The 15,511-nt window shown below is 53.4% G+C and carries 12 protein-coding genes; all 12 read left to right on the forward strand.

Features of this window, described 5'->3' with window-relative positions:
- The first annotated feature begins 180 nt into the window (after nucleotides 1–180).
- The gene (deoC, locus tag CVU77_07660; GenBank protein ID PKN00892.1) at nucleotides 181–1,638 is read left to right on the forward strand and encodes a deoxyribose-phosphate aldolase; all 1,458 of its coding nucleotides are present in this window, start codon (nucleotides 181–183) and stop codon (nucleotides 1,636–1,638) included.
- Nucleotides 1,639–1,742: 104 nt separating this feature from the next.
- Nucleotides 1,743–2,024 carry an ethanolamine utilization microcompartment protein EutM gene (locus CVU77_07665; GenBank protein ID PKN00948.1) on the forward strand — a complete coding sequence of 94 codons (282 nt, stop codon included), beginning with the start codon at nucleotides 1,743–1,745 and terminating at the stop codon, nucleotides 2,022–2,024.
- Between the two features lie 76 nt (nucleotides 2,025–2,100).
- A complete protein-coding gene (locus CVU77_07670) occupies nucleotides 2,101–2,415 on the forward strand; it encodes a hypothetical protein (GenBank protein ID PKN00893.1) in 315 nt (104 codons plus the stop codon).
- The gene (locus CVU77_07675) at nucleotides 2,408–3,484 is read left to right on the forward strand and encodes a type IV pili twitching motility protein PilT (GenBank protein ID PKN00894.1); all 1,077 of its coding nucleotides are present in this window, start codon (nucleotides 2,408–2,410) and stop codon (nucleotides 3,482–3,484) included. Before CVU77_07670 ends, CVU77_07675 begins: the two co-directional genes overlap by 8 nt.
- Nucleotides 3,485–4,024: 540 nt before the next feature.
- A complete protein-coding gene (locus tag CVU77_07680) occupies nucleotides 4,025–5,404 on the forward strand; it encodes a hypothetical protein (protein PKN00949.1) in 1,380 nt (459 codons plus the stop codon).
- A gap of 10 nt (nucleotides 5,405–5,414) precedes the next feature.
- The gene (locus tag CVU77_07685) at nucleotides 5,415–7,070 is read left to right on the forward strand and encodes a hypothetical protein (protein ID PKN00895.1); all 1,656 of its coding nucleotides are present in this window, start codon (nucleotides 5,415–5,417) and stop codon (nucleotides 7,068–7,070) included.
- Between the two features lie 58 nt (nucleotides 7,071–7,128).
- Entirely contained in the window at nucleotides 7,129–8,307 is a 1,179-nt protein-coding gene (locus tag CVU77_07690; GenBank protein PKN00950.1) for an aspartate aminotransferase, read from the forward strand.
- Nucleotides 8,308–8,418: 111 nt separating this feature from the next.
- Entirely contained in the window at nucleotides 8,419–10,830 is a 2,412-nt protein-coding gene (locus CVU77_07695; protein PKN00896.1) for a hypothetical protein, read from the forward strand.
- 99 nt (nucleotides 10,831–10,929) lie between these two features.
- The gene (ade, locus tag CVU77_07700; GenBank protein ID PKN00897.1) at nucleotides 10,930–12,639 is read left to right on the forward strand and encodes an adenine deaminase; all 1,710 of its coding nucleotides are present in this window, start codon (nucleotides 10,930–10,932) and stop codon (nucleotides 12,637–12,639) included.
- Nucleotides 12,636–13,844 (forward strand): phosphopentomutase, encoded by a 1,209-nt coding sequence (locus CVU77_07705; GenBank protein PKN00898.1) that lies wholly within the window; start codon nucleotides 12,636–12,638, stop codon nucleotides 13,842–13,844. The genes ade and CVU77_07705 overlap by 4 nt, the downstream gene beginning before the upstream one ends.
- Nucleotides 13,841–14,875 carry an anion permease gene (locus CVU77_07710; protein ID PKN00899.1) on the forward strand — a complete coding sequence of 345 codons (1,035 nt, stop codon included), beginning with the start codon at nucleotides 13,841–13,843 and terminating at the stop codon, nucleotides 14,873–14,875. The genes CVU77_07705 and CVU77_07710 overlap by 4 nt, the downstream gene beginning before the upstream one ends.
- 30 nt (nucleotides 14,876–14,905) lie before the next feature.
- Nucleotides 14,906–15,508, forward strand: a complete 603-nt coding sequence (locus CVU77_07715; GenBank protein PKN00900.1) for a DUF47 domain-containing protein — start codon at nucleotides 14,906–14,908, stop codon at nucleotides 15,506–15,508.
- Nucleotides 15,509–15,511 lie beyond the last annotated feature (3 nt).

Here is a 15,511-nt window from a genome sequence, read left to right on the forward strand (position 1 = left end):
GACAAACGAGACCCTTCACGGAGCATGCCCTGAGCCAAAGCGAGACCCTTCGTTTCACTCAGGGTGACAAAAGCGAAGGGTTCAGGGCGACATTTTGGACACTTTTTCAATTGACTCAATTTAAGGCGTTTTTGAATAATAAAACTTAATTCACGCGTCAATAAAGGCATTGGAGAAATCATGGACAGAAACCTCGTTGAAAAAGTCACAAAACAAGTTATCGCCGACTACAGCCGCAAGTCCTCGTCGCCGCGAAAGATTATGGCGGTTTTTATGGGCGGAGACCGTAATCTCGACGATGCGCTGTCGGCCGTTCGCGAAATAGCCCGCGCGGGCAACGAAACCAAAATCCTGATAACCCGCTCCGCCGCCTCCGTGATAGGCGTTGACAGAATCAAAAATACTACCGGCGTTTCCGACGTGATAATCGACGACGGCAAACAGAATTCCGTGGCGCTTTCGTCGTGGCCGGATGCTCTGGTTATAGCCACCCTCACTCTGAACGGTCTTTCCAAAATAGCCAATCTCATAACCGACACGCTTCACTCCAATATCGTCGTAGGATGTCTTGAAAGACAAGTGCCGGTTATCGCCGCGCGCGACGCGGTTTTCTGCTCCTGCCATCCGGAGCCGTCTTCCGCGAGCGGCCTGGCCAGAAAAGTCGAGTCGATGGTTTACGATCTCAAAAATATGGGCGTAACGGTGACCACCGCCAAAAATCTCGCCCGCGATACGTCCTCGGCGACGGGCGCCCCAATCAAAAAAATTGAAGTTACCGTCGGAACGGCGGGAAAAGTGTTTTCGTACACGCCGCCCGCGGCCGTTGGCCCGGCCGATAATTGTCCTGCTTTTAAGGATGGCGCGGACTGCGCTTCCTGCGGTAAGTGCATTGAGAAAAAACCCGGTTCCGTCGGCGCGGTAATATCGGCCGGCGCCGACCGCGTAAGCGCCAGTGCGGGTACGCTTGCCCCCGGAAAACTCGCCAATTACATCGACCATACTCTCTTGAAAGCCAACGCCACTCAGGAAGAAATCGGCAAACTCTGCGAAGAAGCCGCCAAATATAAGTTCGTTTCCGTTTGCGTGAACCCCGCCTACGTGGCGATGTCCGCGCAGCTTTTGCGCGGCTCCGGCGTTAAGGTGTGCACGGTAATAGGATTTCCTCTGGGAGCCACAACGCCCACGGTAAAAGCCATCGAGGCCAGAGACGCCATAGCCAACGGAGCCGACGAGATAGATATGGTCATAAACGTCGGAGCCCTTAAAAGCGGAAACCATCAGTTGGTTCTTGAAGATATAAAAGCGGTGCGCGAAGCGACGCGCGGCAAAATACTCAAAGTCATTCTTGAAACCGCGTATCTCACGCGCGAAGAAAAAATCAAGGCCTGCGAATTATCCAAAGCGGCCGCCGCGGATTTTGTTAAAACTTCCACCGGCTTCGGCCCGTCGGGCGCGACCGCCGAGGATATAAAACTTATGCGCGACACCGTCGGGCCGTCGATGGGCGTAAAGGCCTCGGGCGGTATTCGTTCCACCGCCGACGCGACGGCAATGGTCGCCGCGGGCGCCACGCGCATAGGCGCCTCCGCCAGCGTGGCCATAGTGATGGGCAAAGACGCCGGCGCGGGAAAATATTAAAAGCAGTGGCGAGTGGCTAGTGATTAGTGGATAGTAAAGTCAAGAAGTTTTTCTAGCCACTAGCCACTAATCACTAGTCACTAACCACCATGGAGGTCGTAAAAATGTCGGAAATCAAAGAAGCGTTGGGTATGATTGAAACCAGAGGGCTCATCGGAATGATTGAGGCCTCTGATGCCATGGTCAAAGCCGCCAAAGTCCGTCTCGTCGGATATGAAAAGATCGGCGCCGGATTGGTCACCTCTATGGTCAGAGGAGAGGTCGGAGCCGTTCGCGCCGCCGTGGAAGCCGGAGCCGCCGCCGCCCAGAAAGTCGGCGAACTCGTAAGCGTTCACGTGATACCGCGTCCGCACGAAGACGTTGAAAAAATAATCCCCAACAAATAAACTTACCGCATCGGCGAATGTCCGGCCGCCGTCCGCGTGTCGGCCGGCATCCTTGCGTTCCGGCGGTTTTTCGTAAATGGATAAAAACGACATAGTCGACGTCGTGGCGGCCGTTCTTTCGTCCGCCCCCGCCCGCTCTTCCGGCGGCGAGCGGCCCGTTACGCCGTTTGGCGAGGCGGCCTCGCGGACGTATAAGTCCGGTGTTTACGCGTCAGGGTATCTGAAGCCGTTTACGGCGCTCAAAAGCGGTCGGCCTTTTCTGAGCGAGTACGACGTAAAGACAATGCTGAGTTCCAATCCGCGCGAAATAACGGTTCCCAAAAACGCCATTATCAGTCCGCTTGCCGAAGATCTTATACAGGAGAAAAACGTAAAAATCAATTATGTATGACGTAAAAAAACTTCTTGGCGCGATGATCCGCAACAACATATCGGACATCCATCTTAAATCTGATTCCGCGCCCTTAGTAAGAGTCAACGGAGAGCTTGTCACCGCGTCCGAGGAAAAGATAACGGCTGAAACGATGAAAACAATCGTTGAATCGGTGCTTTTGCCCGATCAGGCCGAGAAGTTTCGCAGGGATTGCGACATAGATTTTGCATACTCCGTCGAAGGTCTTTCGCGGTTCCGCGTCAATATGAGCATGGAAAGGGGTAATCCGTCCATTGTTCTTCGAGTTATTCCGACGGAAGTAAAAACCTTTGAGGAACTCAACCTCCCCGACGAAGCATTCAGAAAACTCGCCAACGAATCCCGCGGGCTCATACTGATAGCGGGAATAACCGGCTCCGGAAAAACAACCACTCTCAACGCCATTATCAATCACATCAACGAAAATACGCGCGCGAAGATCGTTACCATAGAAGATCCTATCGAGTATTATCATTTCGACAAAAAATCGTCGATCTCGCAGCGCGAAATCGGCCGCGACGCCAAATCGTTTGAGAGCGCGCTGAAATATTCTCTCAGACAGGACCCCGATATCATAGTGCTGGGCGAACTCAGAGATTCCGAGTCGATGAAAGCCGCCATACTGGCCGCCGAGACCGGGCATCTGGTGCTTTCCACCATCCACACCATAGATACTTCTCAGACGATAGACCGCATCATCAGTTCTTACCCTCCGCATCTTCAGTCGGGCGTATGCGCCCAACTCGCCTATGTGGTCAAGGGGATAGTGGCACAGCGTCTGGTGCCTTCCAAAGATTGCTCCGCGCAATACCCCATTTGCGAGATACTTATAGGCACGTCGCTTATAAAAAATATCATCGCGGAGAAAAAGCTCGGCGATATAGCCAAGGCGCTTGAACAGGGCTCTTTTTACGGTATGCGCACGTTCGACCAGGATATATACAAGCTTTTTACCGAAGGTAAGATTTCGTCGGAAACCGCGTTTGAAAACGCCACTAACGTAGACGATCTGTCTTTGCGGCTAAAGGGTATAGAGCGAACCTCATAAAGGGACTTGCCTCCGCCCGCAGAGCCGACATCCGCAGTTGAAAGTCCGCGATCAATGCTCAAAAAATGGGAATTTATCAGGCAGCCGGCGGAAAAAGATTCATCGCGCTGGCGTCTAAAACTCAAAATCGCCGAGGATGACGTCGACAAAATCCTGGGCGAGCTGCCGGGCAATAAGGGAAGGCCGTTTCTGGTCGAGGACGGCGTCTTTGATTTCGGCGCGTATTTTTACAATCTCACGCAAAACGACCACGCGGCCATAGCCGAAATACTCAAAAAGAAGTCGCCCGACGGCAAATGCGGCGGTTTTAACGAAGAAACCGAGGACGTTTTCGCTTCTCTGGCCGCCAAAATCGACGAATCCGCCCGCCTATCGCCGGTTTCTCAGGAATCCGCCAATCGTCCCGCGCCTCCTGCCGCGCCGCCATCCGGCCCACGCAACGGTCATCACAACGGTAATAACGTCCCTGCTTCGCAGGCGGGCGCGGATGCTGCGGTCTCGCCGCAGGAAACTTATTCCGGCGCATTTCTCGTGGAGGATATGCCGCTTAATCCGGAGTATATTTTCGAGCAGTTTGTCGTGGGTTCCAATAATCGCTTTACCCACGCCGCCGCGCTCGCCGTGGCCAAGGCGCCCGGTAAAACTTACAATCCTTTCTTCATACACGGCGGCGTCGGCCTGGGTAAAACCCATTTGATGCAGTCCATCGGGCATTACGTCAAAAAAAACTTTCCGGATTTGAAGGTCCTCTATGTCACCACGGAGAAGTTCGTAGGCGACGTCATCGACGCCATAAGCCACGGCGAAAACAACGCTCTGAGGAACTTTTATAAAACCATCGACGTGCTTCTGGTCGACGATATACAGTCGCTGTCGCAATCCGAATCCATGCAGGACGAATTCTTTCATATTTTCAACCTGTTGCATCAGAATAAAAAACAGATAGTCATAACCTGCGACCGCCCGCCGAAACTTCTTAATATTCTGGAAGATCGGCTTCGCTCCCGTTTCGAGTGGGGGCTTATTGCCGATATGAAATCTCCCACACTGGAAACAAGGGTCGCGATACTTAAGAAAAAAGAAGAAGCCGAGCATCTGGAACTCGACGATAATATACTGCTTTACATCGCTTCCAAGTTGAAATCCAATATAAGAGAACTCGAAGGTTTCCTGAAAAGAATAACCGCGTATTCCACGCTGACTAAGCAGGAAATCAATATTGCCCTGATAAAAACGCTTATGGCGGAACTTCTGCCCGGCGAGGAGAATCCGGATATTACCATGGCCGCCGAACAGGCAGCCAAGTCGCCTGTGCCGCAAATGCCGCCGCAGACAATTCCGAGTCAAAAAATACCCGAACACGATTCGCCCGAGCCGGAGCGTCCGTCTATGGATTCGCTTAGCGAGGCGGACATCAAAATAGTCCCCAAAGGCGTCCAATTTTCGCCCTCGCCGGCGCACACGATACCGCAGCCGGTTCATCAGCAGCCGTCCGTTCACGCCGCCGCGCACGCGTCATTGGATCCGACACTGCGTCCGGTTGATGTGGTGTTCTTTTTTCCGTCGGGGAAAGAGAATGAACTGGCGAAAATAAAAGACAAGTTCGCCGAGGTCATCAAAAAACACAAACTCAAATTTCAACTCGTTTCCGTATTTGACAAACCATACGAAAATAAGGGCAAGATAAATTACGCCATGTTTACCGAACTCTGCAAGACAAACAAGGTCGGCATCTCCGTGGTGCTTGCGCCCCCGCCGGATGCGGGCATTCGGGAAGAGGATTTTGTCAATATTCTGGGAGCGATGATGAGCGATGAAAAAATATCTCTTCAACTGGTTCCGTGGAACGAGATAAACAAGGACTACCGCTATCTCAATCTGGCGTTGGATATAACACTTTCCGGCGCCGACGGCAAGTGACGCCTCGACGATGAAAAAAACGGGATTTTTGCACTCTCTGATTCTTTTTGCTTTCGCCGTGCTGTGGGTCGGCGGCGGTTTGTGGATTACGGTCTGCGCTACGCGTTCCTATGCGGCCGCGCGCGCCGTATCGGCGGCGAAGTCGGCAGTTTCTTCAGGGACGTCGCGCGGCATATATGAGCATTTCGCATCGGAGAAGACACTGGTCAAGATCGGACGCGTATCCGCCAAAACGGGCGCGATAGAGAAGCCCGTGACAAAGACCTCGCGTATGCCGGTGGAGTTTTTCTCCGCGGAGTTCGAGGCAGGGGGGGAATATTACAGAATGTGGTATGCGGCGGCGTTTTATCTGGATTCGCTCAAGCATAAGATGACGCCGGTGGCAATCGGTTGGGTAGTGTGGCTGTTCGCGGGACTTTTTGCGGCGCACTGGCTCAACAGAAAACTTTTATTCGATCCATTGGATGCCCTCTCGTCGATCGAATCCTCGCCCGCCAGAATTCCCAAGGCCATCGAGGCCGCCGCAAGGGCGGTTTTCGACGCGCGATCCCATCTGGCGCTTCATTCGGTGCACTCTTCCGTGTTGCTGCAGGCCGCCAAATCCATATCTTCGCACGTGGACCTCAATCACGCCGTCTCGCGCATACTCGACATAGTTGTGGAGAAATTCCCCGACACTTCCTGCTCCGTGACGTTTCTCGACGATGACGGTTTCATAAGAATAAAAAACACCCGCGGGCTTTCCGCCGAGTTTATCAAAAAAATCAAGCTTCGCCGGGGAGAGGGTTTTGCGGGGGAATGCGTTGAAACCAAAAAAACCATAGTGGTACAGGATACCGATAAGACGTCGAATGCGGCCACCGATAAATTTGTCGCCGGTGAAAACATCAAATCGTTCGTCCACGTTCCCATAGTCGTCGAAAATCGCGCCATCGGGACATTCAATATCAACTCGTACAAGAAGGACTATTTTACCCGCGACATTCTCAGCGTGGCCGCCACGCTCAGCGAATATCTGTCCGTGGCCGTTTCCAACGCCAAACTCTACGAACGTCTGCGAGATTTCAACCGGCGTCTGGAATCGGAAGTGTCCTACACCACCAGCGAATTGCTCAAGACCAACGCGAAACTGGTGCGTAAAATCAGAACGATGAAGAGCGCCATGGAAATCTTCGGCTATTTTGAATCCGAATCCCCGTCGACCGAAATATTGACGAAAGTATTTACCAAAATCCGCGACGTTGTCGGCGCCGATTTTATAGCGTTTGTCACTTGCGACGCGGCTTGCGGACGGTTTAGGCCGCTTTTCAGGGTATCGGGTCTCGGCGATAACGAAACCGCTTTCGGCCGGACGGAATATGCGCCCGCCGAAGTCCCGCCCGCCGCCGAAGCTTTGGCGTCCGGCCGGCCCGTCATCAAAAATTCCCCGACGTCCGACGCTAAATGGAAGATAGTTCCGGAAGGCGTATTCATCAAAACGTCGGCGGTTTTTCCCGTTTTTGCCGGAGGAACCGCCGCGGGAGCCATAATACTGGCAAATAAAATCGGCGAAGGTTTCGACGACGCCGACGCGGAATTCGCAGTTATGGCGGCTTCCCGTCTGGGCGTTTATATACACTGCGAGTACCACTGTCACAAAAAAACGCCCGTTGCGGCGAAAAAATAATAATGCCTTGTCGATCCGGCCTCGCGCCGGCGGCGGCAAAAAACACGGAGGTTTTACAATGCAAATCAGATTAGCCGACAGATTGTCGCGGCTCGGCACCGAAACAGCGTTTGAAGTCCTGGCCAAAGCGAAAGCGCTCGAGGCCAAGGGCAAGGAAATGGTGCATCTTGAAATCGGCGAGCCGGATTTCGATACTCCTAAAAATATCCGCGACGCCGCCAAGAAAGCCATCGACGACGGATGGACGCATTACGGGCCGTCGGCCGGGCTTCCGGAACACCGCGCGGCGATAGCCGAATATATCTCAAAAACCCGCGGCATAAAAGTGCTCCCGGAGGAAGTGGTGGTTACACCCGGCGCCAAACCCATAATCTTCTACACTATGCTCACGGTGTTGAAACCCCGCGACGAGGTTATCTATCCTAACCCGGGTTTTCCGATATACGAGTCGATGATAAAATTCGTCAGCGGCATACCCGTGCCCATTCCCCTGCGCGAAGAAAACGACTTTAACTTCGACATAAAAGAATTCAAAAAACTGGTTACGCCCAACACCAAGGTCATAATACTCAACTCGCCTCAGAACCCCACGGGCGGAGTTCTTCCCAGAAAAGTTCTCGAGGAGATAGCCGATATAGTTCTTCAGCGCGACGACATCGTCGTTCTTTCCGACGAGGTTTACTCCCGTATGCTCTACGACGGACAGGAACATTTTTCCATTGCGTCCATACCCGGAATGAAGGACCGCACGATAATAATCGACGGATATTCCAAAACCTACGCGATGACGGGCTGGCGCGCGGGTTACGGCGTTATGAACAAGGAATACGCCGGCTGGATGACTAAACTTATGACCAACTCCAATTCCTGCACGGCTTCTTTCACGCAGATGGCCTGCATAGAGGCGTTGCGCGGCGACCAGAGCGAGGTCGACAAAATGGTTGCGGAGTTTGCCCGCCGCAGGGATGTTATGGTCGAAGGATTGAATAAAATCCCCGGCGTGAAATGCAAAAAACCCAAGGGAGCGTTTTACGTGTTCCCGAACTTCAGCGAATTCGGAATGAAGTCCAAAGAAATGGAAGAGTTCCTGCTGGAAGAGGCCGGCGTGGCCGCGCTTGCGGGAACATCCTTCGGAGATTACGGCGAGGGATACATACGTTTCTCTTACGCCAATTCCGTGGAGAACATCAAAAAGGCGCTTTCTAAAATAGAAACGGCCCTGAAGCGTCTCCGCTGATAAAAAGCATTTGACATCTCGTCGATAATTTCGTAGAATGTTCGGCTTTCCCCGATAGCCGCCGGGTTGTAGTTCTTCCGGCGGTCCGACGAAAATATCCACGCTTTGCGGATGGGCGTCGCGGCGCCGCTTCAAATCGCTTTCCCGACACAGTCGTTCCACAATATCAAAAGGAGGTCGGAAACCCTTCCAAAGAAAAAGACGGGGCTTCCGGTAATAACTATGAGTCAGAAAGAAATCGTGAGCGCATCGGCGCTGGCGGCAAAAACATCGTATCCATCCTCGGAAATCGCATCGGCCGAACGGCTATTCGCGGCATATCGTTCGATAGTCGTAATGCTGTTCAACTTCGTGCAATCGGGCCATCCGGGCGGGTCGATATCGATGGGAAGGCCGCTGCTTAACATTACCCTCAATAAAAACACCAAACTCGATATAACGGACCTCGACCGCCCCGACTCCGACATTATAGGTATGGCCGCCGGTCATAAGGCGCTGGGGCTGTATTCATATCTGGGGCTGCTCTTTGAGATAGTCAAAATAAAAGACCCCAAACTTTTTGAGTCGATAAAACGCAAAATGCGGTTCGAGGACCTTCTGGGCTTCCGCAAAAATCCCGCCACCGAACTTCCTCTGATGAAGAAATTCTCTTCCAAGCGGCTCGACGGACATCCCACTCCCGAAACACCGGGCGTAGTGGTGGCTACGGGAGCGTCGGGCGTGGGTTTCGGCGCCCTGGGCGGATATGCTTTTGCCAAAAAAGAGTATTACGACGCGCCTCCGACGATAAACATTATCGAGGGAGAGGGGGGAATGACTCCCGGCCGCGTGCACGAGAATCTCGCGCATTTCTGGGCGCTGGACCTTTGGAATCTTATAATTCACGTCGACTGGAACAACGCATCCATCGACGCCGACAATGTGTGCGCCACGGACAAGTGCCGCGGACAATATGTCAACTGGTCGCCTCACACGCTGGGAGCATTGCACGGCCTCAACGTAGTTTACGTCGAAGACGGACGCGACCCTTCAAAAGTCCGCGCCGCGCAGGATCACGTATTCGGCGAATTTATGAGCCGGAAAGAATCGCCCAATATGATAGTGTACCGCACGGTGAAGGGCGAGGGATACTGGGAAGGAAGAAAGTCCCACGGCGCCGGATTCAAGACGGACGCGCCGGAGTATTTCGCCGCGCAGAAAACTTTCGAGGACGCTTTCAACGTAAAAATGATACCCGCCCCCGAAAAACTGACTCTTGAAACAAGAGAAGAGTATCTTTATAAAAATCTGCTCGTCGTCGAACAGGCGTTGAAATCCGACACGAAACTCGTCGACTATGTATTCAACGCGCTGATGTCGTCCCGCGACGCCCTCAATAAAGCCGGCCGCAGGCCCGCGGCAAAAAGCGCCGATATATCGACGGTTAAGGCGCCGTCCGGCAAGTTCTCGGAAACGAATCCTCCCGCCGAAATCATCCATAAACCCGGTTCCGCGGTTACACTCAGGGAATCGCTCGGCAATACGCTTCATTACTTCAACGCTTACACGGGCGGCGGTCTTTACGGCTTCGCGGCCGACCTCGTGGGTTCCACAAGCTTAAATCTTATGTGCGAGGACTTTCAGAAAAAGGGATTCCTCACCTGCGAAAATCCCTACGCCAAAATAATTCCCACGGGAATTTGCGAAGACGGCGGCTCGTCGCTGATATCGGGCATTTCGGCCACCGGACATTATGTGGGAGTGGGAAGTTCGTACGCCACTTTCATGAGCCCCATGGGATTTACGGCCGCGCGGCTTTTTGCCATCGCCTACCAGGCGAAGCACGGCGCCGATATGGCTCCGATGATACTGATTAACGCTCACGCGGGTCTTAAAACCGGAGAGGACGGACCGACTCACGCCTGTCCGCAGACCCTTTCTCTGTGGAAGGGATTTGATAAATTAAACGTGAAAGTTGTCACGCTTACTCCCTGGGATCCCAACGAAATCTGGCCGCTTATGATAGCGGCTCTCAAACTTCGTCCCGCCGTCATAATTCCTTACGTGACGCGGCCGGCCGAGACGGTTGTCGACAGGGAAAAAATAGGACTTCCTCCCGCCGCCGTCGCCGCCGCCGACGGCATATACCGCGCGCGCACCGCTAAAAAATCTTCGAAAACGGTGATATATCAGGGCGCCGAAGTCGGCACGGAACTGCCGGGAGTGCTTGAAGCGCTGGACAAGGATGATGTTGACGTCAACATTCTCTACGTCGCGAGTTCCGAACTTTTCTCCAATCTTTCCGCCGATAAACGGGAAAAAATACTGCCGGTCGAGTTCAAGAAAAACGCTATGGCCGTCACCGGTTTTACGATTGATACAATGTACGAATACCTGCTTTCAGAAGAGGGCAGGGCAGCGTCGCTGCATCCTTTCAAGAAAGGCGTTTTCCTTGGTTCGGGACCGGGTTCGGAAGTGCTCAAACAGGCCGGACTCGACGCCGCTGCGCAAGTCAAAGCCATAAAAGAATTCGTCGGTAAGTGACTATGTCATTCTGAGGAGTCACCTTGCGGGTGACGACGAAGAATCTTGTCTTAATAGATTCTTCGCTTCTCTCAGAATGACGTGATTCGGACAATAATTATGCAGATAAGCGAACTGATTCGCGCGGCATCCGGAAGCGTCAAGCCGGATTTATGCCTGAAAAACGGCCGGGTCGTCAACGTGCTTTCGGGCGAAATCGAACGCGCCGATATTCTGGTGCACAAGGGCTATATAGCGGCCGTCGGCGCGCATTTGCCCCGCGCCCGACATTCCATAGATATGGGCGGATCGTTTGTCGCGCCCGGTTTTATCGACGGTCACGTGCATATAGAGTCGTCGATGATGTCCGTATCCGAGTTCGCCCGCGCCGTGTCGTCGCGCGGTGTGACATCGGTAATCACCGACGCCCACGAAATCGCCAACGTTCTTGGCATCGACGGAATAAAGTATATGCTTGAATCGGCAAAATATCAGCCGCTTAATGTATTTTTTATGCTTCCGTCGTGCGTTCCCGCCACCAAAATGGAAACGGCGGGCGCGCGTTTGTCCGGCTTCGACCTTTATCCGTTTCTTAAAGAAAAGTGGGTGGTCGGCCTGGGCGAAGTAATGAATTTTCCCGGCGTCATAATGGCCGACGAGGATTTGCTCGACAAAATGAAGATTGCCGCCGGCAAAAGAATCGACGGGCATTCTCCCGGACTTTCCGGAGCGGGTCTGGCCGCCTATATAGCATCCGGCATAACGTCGGACCACGAATCCACCACCCTTGCGGAGGCGCGCGAAAAACTTCGCAGAGGAATGTACGTAATGGTTCGCGAAGGCACTTCCGAGAAGAATCTCGCATCCCTGATACCTCTTGTCAACGAAAAAAATTACTCGCGCTTTTTCTTTGTTTCCGACGACAGACATCCGCACGACCTGGTGAAAGAGGGTTCCATAGATCATCTTGTAAGAAAAGCCGTGTCTCTGGGTCTGGCCCCCCTGACGGCCATAAGAATGGCCACGATAAACACTGCGGAATACTTCCGTCTTCCGCGCATCGGCGCGCTGGCTCCGGGTTATCAGGCCGACATCGCCGTGTTCGACAGTATGCGCGCAATTCGTCCGCGAATGGTTATGCGGCGCGGCGCGGTAGTCGCCAAAGACGGGAAGTTCGTTGCGCGCAAAGTCCGCATCGCGGCCCGTCTCAGAGGTTCGGTAAATGTGCGATGGCTCGACGCAAAAGATTTCGCGGTGCGCGCCGAGGGAAAGCGCATTAAAGTAATCGAGGTCGTTCCCCATCAAATAGTAACCCGCAAAAAAATAATGCGCGCAAAGGTCGAAAAAGGCCTGGCCGTTTCCGATACGGCGAACGACGCGCTTAAAATGGTCGTGGTGGAACGGCATCAGGCGTCGGGCGCAATCGGCAAAGGATTTGTGAAGGGCTTCGGTCTTAAAAGGGGCGCGATAGCCCAGTCCGTCGCGCACGACTCGCATAATATCATAGCGGTCGGCGCCGACGACCGGTCCATTTATTCGGCCTGCGTCGACATAGTAAAAATGGGCGGCGGTTTAAGCGTTGCCGACGGCGACAACATTCTTGCGCGTATGCCTCTGCCGATAGCCGGACTTATGACCGACGAGCCGCTTGAGTCGGTAGTGACGTCTCTGGAAGAACTGCTTGCCGCGGCGCGAAAACTCGGCTGCGGATTGCCCGATCCGTTTATGACGCTGTCTTTTATGGCGCTGCCGGTAATACCGGAACTGAAACTGACGGATAAAGGTCTTGTCGACGTAAATAAAATGAAAATTACGGAGCTTTTCGAATGACGCGCAAACTCGTCGCGCTTGTCATACTCGATTCATTCGGCGCGGGAGCCCTTCCCGACGCCGCTGAATACGGCGATGCGGGCGCCGACACGCTCGGTCACATCGCCGGACAAACCAAGAATTTTAATCTGCCCAATCTGGCGCGGCTGGGACTTTATGAATTGATAGCTCCTTCGGCCCGGCCGGCTTTTCCGCCCGGAAAAATCACCGGCTGCTACGGCAAAATGGCCGAGGCCTCGGACGGTAAAGACACGCCCATAGGCCACTGGGAGATAACGGGACTTATCACCGAAAAACCGCTGCCCACTTATCCCGACGGCTTTCCCAAAGAATTAATCGAGCGCTATGAAAAAATCATAGGCGTCAAAACCCTCGGCAATTACGCCGCCTCCGGCACGGAGATTTTAAAACAACTCGGCGACGAGCATTACAAAACCGGATATCCGATAGTATACACTTCGGCCGACAGCGTTTTTCAGGTGGCCGCGCACGAGGATCCCAAAATTTTCGGGCTCAAAAAACTTTACGAAATATGCGAAGCCGTCAGAAAAATGCTGGCGCCTCCGCATAACGTGGGCCGCGTTATCGCGCGGCCGTTTATCGGCGAGCCGGGGGCGTTTGCGCGCACGTCGAACCGTCACGATTACGCCCTCGACCCCGCCGGCGAGACGCTTCTTGACAAACTCCGGAAAGCCGGCGTGAGAGTGTCGGCCGTCGGAAAAATATACGACATATTCAACGGTAAAGGCATCGACGAAACCGTTCGCACGCGCGACAACCGCGACGGAATGGCGCGAACGCTTGAAGCCGTCCGCAAAGCCGTCGACGGGCCGTCGGGAACCAAAACTTTCGTGTTCACGAATCTGGTCGATTTCGATATGCTCTGGGGACATCGCAGAAATGTCGCGGCTTATTACGAGGGGCTTAAGGAGTTCGACGATTTTCTGCCGCGGCTGGAAGATGCTCTCGGCGATGAAGGCGTTCTTCTGATAGCGGCCGACCACGGCTGCGACCCCGCCTACGCCGCTCATACCGACCACACCCGCGAACACGTGCCCGTGCTTGTCTCGGGACAAGGCGTTAAGAAAGGAATAAATCTGGGCGTCCGCAAAACCTTCGCCGACGCCGGGCAGACAATATCCGAATTGTTCGGGGCGGAGCGAACCGCCGCGGGAGTTTCATTCGCCAAGGAAATAGTTCTTTGAGCGCTTCCTTGTTACTTATCGTTTTGATAGTTGTTGTCGCGTTGGCGTTCGATTTTACCAATGGATTCAACGACTCCGCCAATATTGTGGCGGCCGCCATAATGTCCCGCGCCATAGGACCGTCGACGGCGTTGTTGTTGGCGGCAGTTTCGGAATTCGTGGGAGCGTATTTTTTGGGAACGGCGGTCGCTTCAACGGTAGGGAAAGGCATCATAGACCCCGCGGGATTTACCGCTTCGGGCGGCGCCGCCGGCGGACTTGCGATTCTTTCGGCGCTGTTCGGCGCCATAGCGTGGAACGTAACTTCGTTGAGAATGGGAGTGCCGTCGTCGTCTTCGCACGCGCTCATAGGCGGACTTATCGGAGCATTCATAGCACTGGCCGGATTTCACAGCGTTTACTGGAACAAGGTCGCGCAGGTAATCTCTATAATGATAATATCGCCTGTCATCGGAATTGCCTCGACTTTTATATTCGCGAAACTCACGTTGCTGTTTGCATCGTGGAGTTCTCCGCGCATAAACAAGATATTCCGCAAGTTTCAGATCGTCGCTCTCGTGACACAGGCGCTTGCGCATGGCACCAACGACGCGCAGAAGACAATGGGAGTGATAACTTTTGCTTTGATAGCGATGGGCTTTCTTGCCGCGCCCGATGCCGCCGCCGCGCTGGTCGTGCCCAAATGGGTAACAGCCGCCTGCGCCGCGGCGATAGCGCTTGGAATGGGTTCGGGCGGACGCAAGATAATAAAAACTCTCGGCGGAAAACTTTATAAAATCCGGCCCGTTCACGGCTTCGCTTCTCAGACGGCTTCGTCATTGATAATCGCGGCGACATCGTTTTTCGGATATCCCATTTCGACGTCGCAGGTCATTTCGTCTTCGGTGATGGGCGCCGGCGCGGCATTCCGCCCCAAAATGGTCCGGTGGCAGGTCGCAAAGGATATGGGTATGGCGTGGCTCGTAACCATACCGGTGAGCGCCCTTGTCTCGGCTTTGATTTTTTCGGTCGTCAAAAAGATTTTACTTTAACAAAAACCTCGCGGCATAAGGAAGGTTAACATGTGGCCTTTTAAAAAACGTCCCGATTTTTTCGATATGCTCGCGGCGCAATCGGCAAAAGTCGAGGAAGGACTGCAGACGCTTGTCGAGTTTATGGATGAACCGTCCAAAGAAAAAGCAAAAAAAATTAACGATCTTGAGGAAGAGGCGGACGAACTCCGCAGAGTGTTAATCGACGAATTGAACCGCACTTTCGTCACGCCGATAGACCGCGAGGATATATTCGCCCTGTCGCGCGACATCGACGATTTGATAGATTACGCTAAATCCACCGTCGAGGAAATGACTCTTTTTGAAGTCAAACCGGATATATCCATAAAAAGCATGGTCGAAGCTCTTTCCGGCGCGGCGCGCGAGATAAACTTTGCGATGAAAAATCTCAAAGAACGTCCCGGCGTGGCCGAGGAACACATAGTAAGAGCCAAAAAAATAGAGAATTATGTAGAACATCGTTACAGGGAAGGTTTAGCCGAATTATTTAAGACAAACGACACCATAAATATAATGAAAACACGCGAGATTTACCGCCACCTTTCCAACGCGGCCGACCGCGTATCGGACGCCGCCGACGTTATGGGCGATATTCTCGTTAAAACCGCATAAAGG

The organism is Elusimicrobia bacterium HGW-Elusimicrobia-1, assembly GCA_002841695.1.
Classification (GTDB): Bacteria; Elusimicrobiota; Endomicrobiia; order PHAN01; family PHAN01; genus PHAN01.